The organism is Bradyrhizobium sp. 521_C7_N1_3 (assembly GCF_052075975.1).
GTDB classification, from domain to species: Bacteria; Pseudomonadota; Alphaproteobacteria; order Rhizobiales; family Xanthobacteraceae; genus Bradyrhizobium; species Bradyrhizobium japonicum.
Genome location: NZ_CP197232.1, coordinates 8,596,611 through 8,610,765, shown reverse-complemented (window position 1 = coordinate 8,610,765; position 14,155 = coordinate 8,596,611). Strand labels below are relative to the sequence as shown.

7 protein-coding genes are annotated in these 14,155 nt (G+C 60.9%); 3 read left to right on the top strand and 4 right to left on the bottom strand.

Translation table 11 applies throughout. The features are described 5' to 3' along the window. Positions 1-103: 103 nt before the first annotated feature. The 3 genes from AB7008_RS40560 to AB7008_RS40550 all read right to left on the bottom strand — a co-directional run bounded on the left by AB7008_RS40560 (position 104) and on the right by AB7008_RS40550 (position 10,429). A complete protein-coding gene (locus tag AB7008_RS40560) occupies positions 104-7,045 on the bottom strand; it encodes a type I polyketide synthase (protein ID WP_441260607.1) in 6,942 nt (2,313 codons plus the stop codon). 71 nt (positions 7,046-7,116) lie between these two features. Further along, positions 7,117-7,572, bottom strand: a complete 456-nt coding sequence (locus tag AB7008_RS40555) for a hypothetical protein (protein WP_441260606.1) — start codon at positions 7,570-7,572, stop codon at positions 7,117-7,119. Positions 7,573-8,842: 1,270 nt separating this feature from the next. After that, positions 8,843-10,429, bottom strand: a complete 1,587-nt coding sequence (locus AB7008_RS40550) for an acyl CoA:acetate/3-ketoacid CoA transferase (RefSeq protein WP_441260605.1) — start codon at positions 10,427-10,429, stop codon at positions 8,843-8,845. Positions 10,430-10,570: 141 nt separating this feature from the next. Here AB7008_RS40550 and AB7008_RS40545 point away from each other — a divergent pair, with 141 nt between their 5' ends. From AB7008_RS40545 to AB7008_RS40535, 3 genes are all read left to right on the top strand, one after another. Then, positions 10,571-11,266, top strand: coding sequence for a hypothetical protein (locus AB7008_RS40545; protein ID WP_441260604.1), 696 nt, complete (start codon positions 10,571-10,573; stop codon positions 11,264-11,266). Between the two features lie 96 nt (positions 11,267-11,362). Further along, positions 11,363-12,427, top strand: coding sequence for a LacI family DNA-binding transcriptional regulator (locus AB7008_RS40540; protein ID WP_063623589.1), 1,065 nt, complete (start codon positions 11,363-11,365; stop codon positions 12,425-12,427). Then, the gene (locus AB7008_RS40535; protein WP_441260603.1) at positions 12,376-13,248 is read left to right on the top strand and encodes a shikimate dehydrogenase family protein; all 873 of its coding nucleotides are present in this window, start codon (positions 12,376-12,378) and stop codon (positions 13,246-13,248) included. Before AB7008_RS40540 ends, AB7008_RS40535 begins: the two co-directional genes overlap by 52 nt. A 45-nt stretch (positions 13,249-13,293) precedes the next feature. Here AB7008_RS40535 and AB7008_RS40530 read toward each other — a convergent pair whose 3' ends face one another. Beyond that, entirely contained in the window at positions 13,294-14,139 is an 846-nt protein-coding gene (locus AB7008_RS40530) for a fumarylacetoacetate hydrolase family protein (RefSeq protein ID WP_441260602.1), read from the bottom strand. Positions 14,140-14,155 lie beyond the last annotated feature (16 nt).

The window sequence follows — 14,155 nt, the reverse complement described above, 5'->3', positions numbered from 1 at the left end:
GGGCAGAATTGGTGGTGACCCAAATCTAACGCTTGGTTCGACGGCAGGGGATGTGTCCCGCAGCACAACGTCGAGAGCGCTGGTCGTGAGTCGATAACCCTTACTAAGACAGTGCGGTTGCAATTTCGTCGCGGATAGTCTCGAGAATGAAATCCTCGTCGTCCGCCATCAGGAAATGCGAGCCTTGGCGGACATGATTGATGAAGCCCGATCGGGTGAAATTTTGCCAGCCGGCAGAGTCCTTTATCGATACCCAGGGATCTGACGTGCCGACAAAGCTGCTGATCGGAAAAGCAAAGGGCTCGACCGGTTGATACTCATAGTCGTATGCCATCTTGAACTCGGCCCGTATCGTAGGCAACAACGTTTTCCTCAGCTTCGCTATGCCCAGCATCCTGTCAGCTGCGGGTGTATCGAAGCGACGGATGATGTTTGCGAATATTTCGTCTGTTTGCGAATAGAACGGCAAACGGATATCAACGTCGCGGTCTAGCATCACTTCAAACGCGAGATTGTCCTCAAATTCTCCTCTTTGCTTCAGCAGGTGAGGGGGCCTGATGCCGCAGGCAAACGAGTGCTTGACGAAACGCACGGATGCTTCAGGCAGCGCACAGAGTGTCGCAAACATGGTAAGGCCGCCCAGGCAGTGGCCAAAAAACGCGGCCGGTCGATCTAGCCAGGCAGCCATCTCCGGCAACAGAAGTTCGACAAAGGTGCCGAGATCATCCACCGCGGTCTCATGAATGCGGGTTCCGCGTCCCGGCGCCTCGACTGCCACCACTTCCACGGCATCACCCAGCAATTGAGGCCAGGCTCGGAATGATACAAGTCCGCCACCTGCAAAGGGGAAACAGAACAGGCGAGCCCTGGCGTTCGGGTTCGGCCGCGGTGCAATCAACCACTTGCCAGCGACAGCCACCGCTTCGCGGGCAGGCCGGGAAAGCAAGATGCTATTATGTACCGTATCGGCCTGGCTGCCACTTTGTGATGCGACGTGTTGACGGAAATCGTCTCTCCCATTTTTACCGGCGCCTTTTGCGGCCGCCGGCTCGGCTGCGCGGCGGCCGGTGACCCGCTGCAATGTAGCGCCTGCTTGGTATTGATCATGCGCGCTCCGAATGCCGGCTCCGGTTGAGGGGATCCCGTCGAAAGTCGTGCCCGTGCTTGCGACCACCGCTCTGACCACCGCTGGCTTGACCGGCGAATGCGCCTCTGCCGTCTCGTCAGGCAGGTTACCTGCAAACATATCGGTCAGATTGTCGGCAAGCTGGTTGATCGTCGGTCCCCTGATGAGTTCTGCAACAGAGACCGGAAAGCCGAACGCCTTTTCTAGGCTGTTCGACAATGTGACTGACATCAGGGAATCGACGCCGAGATCGTTCAGCGGTTCGTCGGGGTCGATCGCTTCGGTGAATCCGAGTTCAGTCGTGATGTGGTGTTGCAACCTGCTCAGGAATCGTTGCCGTGTTTCGCCACGCCCAGCCACCGGAGACGCAGCGGGAGGAGTCGGGGCAAAAAGCGATGATCCGAACGTCTCTGTATTGTTGAGAACCTCCGTCCAGCCATTTGAAACGGAAGCTCCGGCGCGAGATGCAGATTTGTCGATCTCCGCTCCCAGCCGTATCACATCCGGTACAGCAGCGGTGACCTGATCGGGTCCCGTTGCAGGTTCGATCGATTCACCAAACATGCTGTCGACAAGCTGGATAATCGTCGGCCCCTTGATGATGTCCGCGACGGAGACTGGAATGCCGAACTCCCTTTCAAGGCTGTTCGACAAGGCAACCGATCTCAATGAATCGACGCCGAGGTCGTTCAGCCGTTCGTTTGGGTCGAGCACTTCAGTGAAGCCGAGCTCCGCCATAATATGCCTCTGTACCCTGCCAAGAAGCTGCCGGTGTGCTTGGCCAGACACCGCCGTCGAAGATTCAGCGACTTGGTTTCGGGCTGGTATCGGCGATTCGAAAATCGCTGTTTGATCCAAGACCTCCGTCAGAAATGGAGATCTACCGACCTTGCCGGCATAGGCTGGCCAGTCGAAATCCGCTACCGCGATCTGGTCCACGTCGCGGTTCATCAACTTGTCGAACGCTTGCATGCCCACGTCCGGAGAAATGAACCGGGCCCCCAGCGACGACCACATCGCCTCGCCGCGGGCGCCCGAAACGGTCGCCAGCCCGCCGCCGGACCACGCGCACCAGTTGATCGCCGTGGCGTGCTGAAGCTCGGCGCGGCGGTGCGCCGCCAACGAGTCAAGGAAAGCACTGCTGGCGGTGTAATTGCCCTGACCGGCCGAGCCCAGCAGGCTCAACAACGAGGACTGCAGGATAAAGAAGTCGAGGTCCAGCGAACTGGTGTATTTATTCAGAAGGAAGCTTCCGTACACCCTTGGTTCGAACAGCGGCTCAAACCTGTCCCAGTCGAGTTGGGCCAATATTCCATCGTCCAGCACGCCGGCCGCGTGCACGACTCCCTTCAGAGATGGTAACTCGCTCCCGATCGTCGCTATGAGGCGCCTCACCTCGTCATCGCAGCCAATGTCGGCAGCGATGACATGAACGGCTGCGCCGTCGATTTCCGCCGCGGTGAAAATGTTCTGCACGGCTGTCGAACTCGCTGTCCGGCCTGTCAGGACAAGGTATTTTGCACCTTTTCTGATCAACCATTTCGCGATGCTACGGCCCAGCATTCCGAGGCCGCCGGTCACGAGATATGTGGCGTCATCCCTTATTCGCGGCGCCTGCGCTGGCAATTCTGCAAGCGGCTGTTTGACGAGCCTCAGGACATTGCGATCACCGCCGGGAGAGATCGCAACCTGCGTCTCGCCATCGGGGTGAAGCAGCTCCGCCGCCAGATAGCTTATGGCCGTCGCGCGGTCGCCATCCGGCTGCAGATCGATCAATCCTCCCCACAAGCCAGGATATTCGATCGCAATGGTGCGGCCCAGGCCCCAGAGCGGCGCCTGAACCGGATCGACATGCTGGCCTGAACGCTGTGTGGTTTGCGTGCCAGCGGTTACAAACCAAAGGCGCCTGCCGGGGGGGCTCGTCGACCGGGTCTCGTTAAGGGCCCCGAGGATGGCCAACGCCCCACGGCACATCATTTCGCTACCGCGCTTCAATCCAGCCAAGGTCAGAGCTTCCAGTCGTGGTACGTCCAGCCCCCAGAGGTAGACCACGCCATGGCACGGCAGTGTCTCGACGGCTGCGAACCGTTCGAACAACTGGTCAACCCCATGCGGCTGGAGTTCATTCACCGTCCATGTCCGGGGGCCCTGATGGGCGAAGGAATCGTCCCTGTAGACGAGGTGGCAGCTATGCCCTGCATCCCCCAGTCTCGCAGCCAGCGCCTCGCCGACGCCCTTTGCATCGGCGAAGATTACCCAGCTCGCCGGGCTTCGCGCTTCAACATCGACAGGTCCTCGGGGCTTCTTGCGCCAGACCGCGCGATAGAAGAGATCGTCTATGCCGGATCGAGGCAGCTGCAGGTTATCGAGCGGCAGCAGACGTACGGCCAGCCCTTCCAGCACGGCTACCCGCTGCTCCGCGTCGTCGTACACTTGAATGTCGACAACCTGCGTATTGTCTTTCTCGGCGTTGCGCAGCGTGATGTGGACCCACGCTTGGCTGATACCCTCTTGATAGCAGTGATATCTCTCCAGCGAGACGGGCAGGTAGCAGCTCCGGCCGGCGCCGTTGACCTTTCCGGCAGGCGCATTGTCGAGAACAAGGGGATAGGCGTGTAGGCATGCATCCAGAAAGGCGGGATGCATCAGGTATTCCGTCCTCGACAAATCGTTCGAAAGCCGCACTTTGACCAGCGCCTCATGCTGGCCGATATAAGCTTCCTGCACGCCGCGAAAGGCAGGTCCATATTCAAGCCCGAGGCGGGCAAGTTCGCTGTAGAGATTGGCAACGGGTCGTGCCTGCCGGCAACGGGACCTGATTTGCTGCACCGGGAAGCTTGATCTTGGTGGCACCTCTGACTTGCACAGGGTACCGGTCATGTGGGTATGCCAGATTTCCGGATCGTCGATAGCTGCACTCAGCAGTTTGAACCCCAGCCGGTCGGACGTCAGTGGAGTCAGATGTATCCTTGCGACCCGCTCCTCGCCGTTGGCGAACGACATGGCCTGATGATGCATCGCATGATCGAAGCTGATATGCGGCGTTCCGAAGTGCATCCGTCCGACGGCCGTTGCCGCCTCGAGTACAGCCGTGGTCGGCAGAACGACAGTGCCAGCAACGCGATGATCGGAGAAGTAAGGCGCATGCTGCACGCCGTAACGCGCTTCGTAGCGCACCTCCTGGGCCGCCGAGTTGGTGCGGTTGCCGACCAGCGGGTGAAGACGTTCGACACTATTCGCGGATCGTCCAGTATGAATCGGATTGTCCTCTATCCAGTAGCGCTTGCGCTGGAAGGGATAGGTGGGTAGCGGCACGCGCCGCCACGAAGCGCCGGCGTGCACGGCCGCCCAGTCGATCTTGTGGCCTGCGAGATACAATGCGGCCAGCATTCCGGAGATCGCTTCTGTGTCGGACTTCTGACGGTTGAGCGTTGCGATCCATGAGGAAGACCTGTCTTCCGATGATAGGGCAGCTTGGGCCAACGGCAGCAAGACCGGATGTGGCCCGATTTCGAGAAAGGTATGGCACTCGAGCTTGGCAAGGGCGAGCATCCCGTCTCCGAACCTTACGGCTTCCCGGGTGTGCCGACGCCAGTAGGATTTGTCGGGCGCGGCCGACATCAATTCGCCAGTGAGGTTGGATATAAGGGCCACCCTCGGAGGATCGTGCCTGATCTGCCCAGCGATGTTTTCGAGGTCATCGAGAATCGGGTCGATACGCGCCGAATGGAAGCCGTTGGAAATCCGCAATTGCTGATAGTTGATGCCTTGCCGGTCCAGTTCCTCCGTCAGCGGTCTCATGCCATTGCGATCACCGGACACCACCGTGTTCAGCGGTCCGTTCATGGCGGCCACGACGATCCCGGGGGCTAAACTGTCGAGGATGGGGCGCACCACCGATTCGTTCGCCATGATCGAAACCATGGCCCCGCCGCCCGGAAGGGCGTGCATCAGCGCGCCGCGGGCAATGACCAGTCGCATCATATCCTCGAGCGGCACGACGCCGGCTGCATGGGCGGCGGCAAATTCTCCTAGGCTGTGGCCGATGACGGCGTCGGGTACGATCCCCCAGGACTTCAAAAGCTCCGCCAGCGCATATTCGACCGCAAACAGCGCCGGCTGGGTGTAGTCGGTACGGTTGACCAGCGCATTCTCGCCGCCTTCGGCAAAAATCACGTCAAGCAAGCCTTGTTCGAGATGCGGTTGAGCCAGTGAATGACAATGATCCATGGCATTCCGGAAGGCAGGCTGGGTTCGATAAAGCTGCGCGGTCATGCCCGCGTGCTGTGAGCCCTGGCCGGAGAACAGGAACGCAACTCGCGGAGAACTGGCCGGCGTCACGCGCACCGCTCTTTCCCTTGTCATCCCGAGCCAGGCCGCGAGTCGCTCTTTCAGCTCCGGAACAGACCGGACAGGGGCGGCCACGCGAAACGCAAACTGGCTCCTGCTGATATTGGTCGTGTAGCAGACGTCGCCGATCGCCACATCGGGATGCTCGTCCAGCCAGTGCAGCAACTGGGTGACGCGTGCCATCAGCGCATCGGCATTCTTCGCGGAGAGTGTGACCAGACACGGAAGGTCCTGTGGCTGATTGTCGGTGCCGCCGGCCGGCGGTGCCTCCTCGAGGATGGCAAAGACATTCGTGCCTCCGATTCCGAGGCTGTTGAGTCCGGCGCGCCGCGGCGTTGCCGCGACCTGGAAATCCGTCAGCGCGGTATTCACGTAGAAGGGTGACGATGCAAAGTCGATTGCAGGATTCGGCACCTGATAGTTAATGCTTGGCGGAATCTTCTTGTGATGCAGAGCCAGAGCGGCCTTGATGATGCCGGCGATTCCCGCGGCCTGTTCCGGATGGCCGATATTGCCCTTTACAGATCCGACCGCACAGAACTGGCGACGCTGGCTTCCCTGCCGAAATGCCAGCGTAAGGGCTTCAACTTCCAGCGGATCACCGACGATCGTTCCGGTCGAGTGGCATTCGACATAGCCGACGCTGTCAGCGCTGACCCCGGCTGACTCCAGCGCGTCCACCACGGCCTGCGACTGCTGTCCAAGGCTCGGGGCGGTATAGCTGCTCTTGCCCGAACCGTCGTTGTTCGCAGCTGTCCCCTTGATCACCGCAAAGATGTGGTCGCGATCGGCAAGCGCTCGTTCCAGCGGCTTCAGCACCACGGCGCCGACTCCGCTACCAAAAATGGTGCCCTGGCCGATCGAGTCGAAGGGACGGCAATGCCCGTCGAGGGAATGCAGATTACGCTTTTCCGCAAGGTATCCTGCGACCTGCGGGACCCGCACGACCGAGCCGCCAGCCAGCATCATTTCACATTCGCCACAACGGAGATTCTGGCACGCCTGGTGGATCGCCAGTAGTGACGAGGAGCACGCCGACGCTACGGTGAAACTGGGACCGCGGAGATTGAATTTGAACGAGACGCGAGTACTCAGGAAGTCCTTGTCGTTGTTGATATGCGCGATGCTCGCGGTCTGACCAGGCAACTCCGAATGGTGCAGTTTTGCCAACAGATAGCTCGTCACCACGCCACCTGCGGTTGACAGAACGCCGATCCTTCCCGGACAATCGGCAGGATCATAACCCGCGTTCTCGAACGCTTCCCAGGACACTTCCAGGAACAGGCGCTGCTGTGGGTCCATCAGCGCGGCGTCCTTGGGAGAATAGCCGAAAAAGGCAGCGTCGAACGTCTCGACGTCACGCAGGATTGGTGCGGCCTTCACGTAGCCGGGATTGGAAATCAACGCCGGATCGGCGCCCGCGGCCAGCAACTGCTGATCGGAAAAAAAAGTGATGGATTCGACGCCATCACACAGATTCTGCCAGTACTCCTCGATTGAAGCCGCTCCGGGAAATCGACACGACATCCCGATAATCGCTATGTCGACACTGGACCGCTTTATACGCATCGTGCCATGGCCTCAGGGCATCGAGGTAAGACGATCTGGTCCGCAAGGTCGTCGCTAGGCCCTTTTTTGCGTTAGGTAGGCCCTGAGCGCTCAGACTCTCCTGGGTATTCAGGAGGGTTTGCGTGTTCAGCAGGTTTTTTCTCGTTTCTTATGTCATTGAGCCGCTTGATCACGCGGGGAAGAATGATTTCTTGAACTTCGACCAGGGAAATCATCCGCGCGACGGACAACTCCAGCACATTCGTGATTTCAGCCTGCAGCTTTTTTTCGAAGCTGTGATCGCCCGACTGGCCCCTCAACCTTCTGGTCGGATCCAGTACCATTCCAAGGGCTTGGACTTGAAACGACGCAAAATTGCTTATCGCCCTGATGTAGGCGTCCTTGTCTCTTTCCACGCCTGATTTAAGGGTGGGCAATAACGACCAATGGAAAGATAACAATGGCAGCGTCAACGCAATGAGTTGTTTCGAGATACCGTCTTCGGCCTTTTCAGTGTGCCCCGCCTTGCTGTCTGCATCGTGCGGCACTGGGACCTCCTATGCGAGCAAATTGCTCCCTAGCCCTGGTCCTGTTCGATGAGGTGCCGTGGCTCGCATCAGTGCACCACATCCCCCCAAGATCCTAGCCGCGATCTGGGGGCGAGTAAACTGCAATCTACACCGCACTTTCTTGCGTGCGGCGGTCAAAACGCTGATCAGAGGGCCCGGACTCATGCGCATGATAGAAGCTGCCCTTAGAGATGATGGGTATTTTTGCGTGAGCGGGGCGCGCGGGGCGCCCGTACCGCAAAGCATGCGATCTGCCCGGCGTCGGCCACCCGGCTGCAGCACAGCAACGGAGCGCACCGGCAGGACAAGGCTAGGATAGCGGTAGGACACATTGCGATCGGAAATACTTCTGCAGATCTGGGCGGATGCGCGGGTCGATTTGAAGCATACGCGGAGTTGTCAGCGCCGGCTACCGAGCGAACTTACTAGCAAGCTATCGAGCTGACAGGCGAACACGCTGGCGTCTGCGCCGCTCACATTCGTGGGCAGCGTGAAAGCCTGCAAAAACAGGGTACGGGAAGAAATTGGCGCAAAGTCCCTCCCTCTCCGCCATCGACTTTTGACAGCGCAGAAGTCCATCTGAATTAAGCTTTCCTGAACCGCAGGAAATTGCAGTGTAGCAGACGACGGGGCCCCTTCGGAAGGCTGAAATCCGCCGCGCTAGATGCCCTCGCAAGCGTCCTCAAACATTGATGGTGTCCGCCGCAGCGCCGCGTGCCCGTCGCGTTCGAAAGCTCGCGCCAGGGCACGCGATTGACCTGAAAGGCAACGAGCCCCGGAACGGGGCTCATCAAACTTTCGGAGGCCGCTTCGCCGTCAGAAGATCGGCTTGGCAACGGCCGCCGCGTCGAACAAGAAGCTGCAGGCCGAAAGCGCTACGCGTCGTTTCATGGTTGCTGGTCGATCATGGGGCTGAGAAAGTCAGATTTCCCTTCTGGGTGGGTGCCTATCGGGGCGAGGAACCCGAAACCGATCCGCAATCGTCGAATGGTTGAGACGAACGAGTGCGGTGCAGGTGACGAGGGATCACGGTGTAAGCTAGCCAAGTCATCCCCCCTGGATTAACGAGCGCGGGGCACCGCAACTCTAGAAGCCAGCCGTTAGAGCCTCTACGCCCGCCGCTCGGGCAGGGCACGCCCGGCAGAACCGGTGCGCGTTGCAGGTGCATGGGCCGTTCAAGCGCGACAGTCCGGGCGACAACGAATGTTGGCTCACAAATAGATGTTACGGGGGCGCTTCGACGCGATGTTCACACTTGCGATCGCGATCGTTTCACTCGCTCGCGGCTCACGACATCCGCTGCAAGGTCCATTAGTTGTGGAAGAAAGAGCCGCTCGTCCATTATCGCAACGTTTTCTGCGATGGCCGGCTGAAAGTCCATATGCGCCACGACATCGCGTTCAACATCAATGCCGGGCGCGATTTCGATCAGTTGAAGGCCATCGCCCGAGGCTTGGAACACGGCGCGCTCCGTCACGAACAGTGCGGTACGACCTTCCTTTACGGCGAACGCGGCATTGTAGCAGATCTGCTCGACCGATTTGATGAACTTGCGATGCCGGCCTTCGCGGACAATGCGGAGCTTGCCGTCCTCGAAACGAACCTCGAGCCCGCCGGCAGTGAAAGTACCGCTGAAAACGACCTTGCGGGCGTTCTGGCTAATATTGATGAAGCCGCCGACGCCGACAATCTTGTCGCCAAAACGAGAGATGTTGACGTTGCCCGCGGGATCGACTTCCGCGAATGACAGGAAGGCGATATCGAGCCCCCCGCCGTCGTAGAAGTCGAACTGGTAGGGCGCGTCGATCACGGCATCGTAGTTCTGCGCGGTGCCGGAATCCGGCCCGGTCAACGGCGCGCCACCGATGAAACCTTGCTCGTTGGTCAGGACGATGTCGTCCAGAATGCCTTCTTCCGAGGCAACCGCCGAGATGCCCGTGGAAATGCCGGCGCCGAGATTGCAAACCGCACCCGGCAGGATCTCCATCGCCGCGCGGCGGGCGACGATCTTGCGCTCGGAGAAGGGCAGCTTTTTCAAATGTTCGAGCGGAATGCGTAGCTCGCCCGCATAAGCCGGATTGTAGTCGGTTGCGTAGGTCTGGCGCTGGTCGGGATCGACCACGATGTGGTCGACGAGAATGCCTGGGATCTTCACGCTCTTCGGCGGAAGCGTACCGCGCCTGGCGAGGCGTTTCACCTGCACGATCACGGTGCCGCCTTGCTGGCGGCAGGCCTGAGCCGTGGAGATCATCTCGCCGAACAGCGCTTCATCTTCCATCGTGACGTTGCCGTCCTCGTCCGCCGTGGTGCCGCGGAGCAGCACGACGTTGAGCGGGAGCGGCTTGTAGCGCAGCCACTCCTCGCCATCGATGATCATGAGCTGGACGAGATCGTCCCTGGCGGTCTCGCTTTGTCGGCCGCCGCGCTGGCGCGGATCGACGAAGGTGTGCAGGCCAACCTTGGTGATCAGACCTGGGCGGCGTCCGGCCATCTCGCGGGTGAGCTGCGACAGCACGCCCTGGGGGAGGGTGTAGGATTCGATCTTGTTGTCACGCGCGAGAGGGATCAGGGAGGGAGAGTCGATCAACGCGCTGGTGACGCTGCGCTTGAGCATGCCCTCATGGCGGAAGCGATCGACGCCCTGTGCGACACGGTCGCCGAGGCCGACGACGTGAATGAGACAGAGGTCGCGCGGCTGCCCCTCTTCGAGGAAGCGCTTTTCGATGGCGACGATGATGGACTCAGGGATGCAGTGGCCGCCGCCGGACCCGCTGATCATCACGCTGTCTCCACGCCGGATCAGCTTTGCCGCGTCCGATGCCGAAATAATCTTCACGGTAGCTCCCCAGAATAGCTCATTGACGTCTTTTTTGTAACCGGTTACATAAGTCGGACAATTGGGCGTGTCAAGCTGCGCATCCGTGCCAGTTTCCGTGATCTGGCGCATGTCGCGGGCGTTACAAACGAGGTCGTCGCGATGGCTCTTCTCGGCAAAGGCGTTTTGGCCATCTGGAACGGCATCAAGCCGGAGGCCGAAGGCGATTTCGTCGCCTGGCATGTCCGCGAGCACATTCCGGAGCGCGTGGGACTTCCGGGCTTCCTGCGCGGCCGGCGTTATGTCGCGCTCGACGGTCACCCCAAATACTTCAACTTCTACGAGACCGCGAGCGCGGCCGATCTGTCGTCCGCCGCCTATCAGGCGCGGCTGAATGCACCGACGGACTGGACCCGCCAGGTGGTCGCGCACTTCCTCGATACCTCGCGCACTATCTGCGATGTGGCCTGGAGCACCGGTCTCGGCGAGGGAGGCTTCATCGAGGCCATCAGTTTTGAAACAGCGCTCGCGCCGGACGCCCTGGCGTCCAATCTGAGGGCACAGTTGAATGCTGCACGCGCGGCCGCCCCCGGCATTGTCGGCGTCCACCTCCTGCAAGGGCAGACCCAGGCCGGGCAGAGTCAGACCGCCGAGAGGGCGCTCCGCGGTGGCCCCGACAAGGTCGCGGCGTGGATCCTGCTGATCGAGGGCAGCGAACCCGAATCCTTGCGGAAACTTCGCGCGGAAGCCGGCAGCAATTCCGAACTGGAGCGCCATGGGGCCGCGCGCGCGATCAGTCGCGGCCTGTACGCACTGCAATTCGCCCTCACCAAGACCGAGATCGCGAACTCGCAATAGGTCGGAGGAAGCCGGGCTACTGCGCAGGCAGCGGCGAACATGTTACGTTGAAAGTACCGGAGCGAAGTTCGATTTCGTATCCGGCCAGGAGAGAAAATGCCGTCACTCGAAGAGCCCCAGCAAATCCTTCAGCAGGAGGCAACGCCGCCAAGAAACAGCGTTGGCCTCCGAGATGTCGCGCGCGCAGCTGGCGTCTCGACAGCGACGGTCTCTCGCGTGATCAACAATCCCGCGGCCGTGTCGCCAAAGCTTCGCGCCCGCGTCGAATCCGTCGTCAAGCACCTCGGCTGGGTTCCGGACGGGGCGGCGCGGGCGTTGACGACCCGGAAATCGAACGCCATTGGCGCGGTGTTTCCGACGCTCTCCCACGGCGATTTCGCGCGGGCGACCAATGCGATCCAGGAAGAGCTGCTGGTGAGCGGCTATACCCTGCTGCTGGCTTGCTCGAATTACGATGCGGCCCAGGAATATGCGCAGGTGCGAAAATTCGTCGAGCAAGGCATCGACGGCATCATCTTGATCGGCAAGGCGCATCATCCCGAGCTGGAACACTTTCTCAATCAGCGCGGCGTGCCCTTTGTCTACGCTTTCGTCTACGACCCCGAAACGCACGGAACCTGCGTTGGTCCCGACAATCGCAAGGCACTCTTCCGGCTGACGAACTATCTGATCGATCATGGCCATAGCCGATTCGGGCTGATTGCGCAGTCGACGCAGAACAACGATCGTGCCGCCGCGCGCCTCGAAGGCGTCCGTGATGCGCTGGCCGAGCGCGGTCTTGCCGTTCGCCCGCAGCACTTTGCGATTGGCGAGTGGACGATTGCAGAGGGAAGGGCGCTGTTTCGCCAGATCATGGCCGCGGAACCACGACCGACCGCCGTGATTTGCGGCAACGCATTTTTGGCCGTCGGCGCCCTGCTCGAAAGCCAGGACATGGGCATCAAGGTGCCGGATCAACTGTCGATCGTCGGCTATGACGACATCGAGATCATGAACCATCTCCCGATCCCGATCACGACCATGAGGGTGCAGGGCGAACTGGTCGGCCGCGACGCCGCCCGCTTCATCATCGGTCGTGTCGAGAACCGTCCGATCGAGATCGCGTTTGAGTGCAGCGCGGAGCTCTTGATCCGGAAATCGTCTGGGCCGGCACCGGCATGATGGGACAGGTGACAGCGGAACAAGCTCGGATCGACGGCAACACGAAACTGCTCGCGATCATCGGAGACCCCATCGCGCAGGTACGGTCGCCGGAAATCTACAATCCGCGGATCGTCAAAGCAGGTGTCAATGCGATCCTGCTGCCGATGCAGATCCCCACGGAAGCGTTCGATGACGCCGTGAAGGGTATCATGGCGATCAAGAACTTGCTGGGCTTCGTCGTGACCTATCCGCACAAGGAACGCGTTCTTCCCTATGCCGACAAGGTCGGCCGGGTCGGGCAGGCGGTCGGTGCGATCAATGCGATGCGCCGCGAAGCGGACGGCTCCTGGACGGGGGATATGTTCGACGGTGCCGGCCTGCTCGGTGCGCTGGCCTCCCTGGGCCAGACCGCGGCCGGTCGCCGCATCCTGCTGCTCGGAGCCGGCGGGGCAGGGAGCGCGATCGCTGTGGCTCTGGCAGCGGCTGGTGCCGCCGAGATCGGCGTGTTCGATCTCGACGCAAACCGCGGCAGCGACCTAGCGGAGCGTGTTCAAGAACATTTCCCCGGCTGCCGTGCTCATGCGTCCGGGCCTGAGATCGCCGACTTCGATCTGCTGATCAACGCAACGCCGGTTGGAATGGCGCCCGCCTTCGCACTTGCGCCGTTTCGTGGCGAGCTTCACGCAGGTCTCACCGTGATCGATATCGTCCCGAAGCCGGAAACGACGGCGCTGCTGGCGCTCGCGCGCGAAAAAGGCTGCCCTGCCGCGAATGGCGCGGCGATGATCAGCGGGCAGGCGGATGCGGTGCTGGCGTTCTTTGGGATCGGGGCCGCCTGAGCAGGTCCCAGGCGAAGCGCTTCGCCCGGGATCGTGTTTGTGTGCCTATTGCGCAGGCGTCACGATTTGACGCTGCTCGCCGAGACCGGTCACGCCGAGCGTCATCACGTCGCCGGCTTTCATGAACTTGTTCGGCTTCATGCCGAGGCCAACGCCGGGCGGCGTGCCGGTCGTGACGATGTCGCCCGGCATCAGCCGCATGAATCGGCTGAGATAGGCGACGAGTGTCTTGATCGGGAAGATCATGCGCGTCGTGGTCCCGGTCTGGACGCGGGTACCGTTGAGGTCCAGCCACAGATCCAGCTTCTGCGGATCGGGCACCTCGTCAGGCGTCACGAGCCAGGGCCCACACGGCGCAAAGCCGGGATAGCTCTTGCCCTTGGCCCATTGCCCTTCCCACTCGATTTGATACTCACGCTCCGAGATATCGTTGAGAACCATGTAGCCCGCGACGTAGCTGAGGGCGTTCTCCTCGCTGACATGCCAGCAGGTTTGGCCGATGACGAAGGCGAGCTCGACTTCCCAGTCGAGCTTCTTCGATCCTGGCGGCAGCAACACGGGATCGTTCGCGCCGCACAGCGCGCCGGTGTGCTTGTTGAAGATGATTGGCTGGGTCGGAATCGGCGCGTTCGTCTCTTCGGCATGGTCGGTGTAGTTGAGGCCGATGCAGACGAGATTGGGAACGTGCGCGACCGGAACGCCGCAGCGAACCGAGCCGCTCACCTCGGGCAGGCCGTTCAAATCCGTCGCCTTGAGACGTGACAGCCCGGCCGGAGACAGCGCGGCGACGTCAATATCTTGCACGATCGAGGACAGATCGCGCAGCTTGCCGCTGGCATCAATCGCGCCGGGCTTTTCTTGGCCCGAAGGGCCGAAACGGACGAGTTTCATCGTGTATTCTCCTTGA

Excerpts from the sequence above, each read along its gene's own strand:
- AB7008_RS40560 (WP_441260607.1), bottom strand. The coding sequence starts at position 7,045 with ATGCGTATAAAGCGGTCCAGTGTCGACATAGCGATTATCGGGATGTCG.
- AB7008_RS40545 (WP_441260604.1), top strand. The coding sequence starts at position 10,571 with ATGGCTCTTCTCGGCAAAGGCGTTTTGGCCATCTGGAACGGCATCAAG.
- AB7008_RS40540 (WP_063623589.1), top strand. The coding sequence starts at position 11,363 with ATGCCGTCACTCGAAGAGCCCCAGCAAATCCTTCAGCAGGAGGCAACG.
- AB7008_RS40530 (WP_441260602.1), bottom strand. The coding sequence starts at position 14,139 with ATGAAACTCGTCCGTTTCGGCCCTTCGGGCCAAGAAAAGCCCGGCGCG.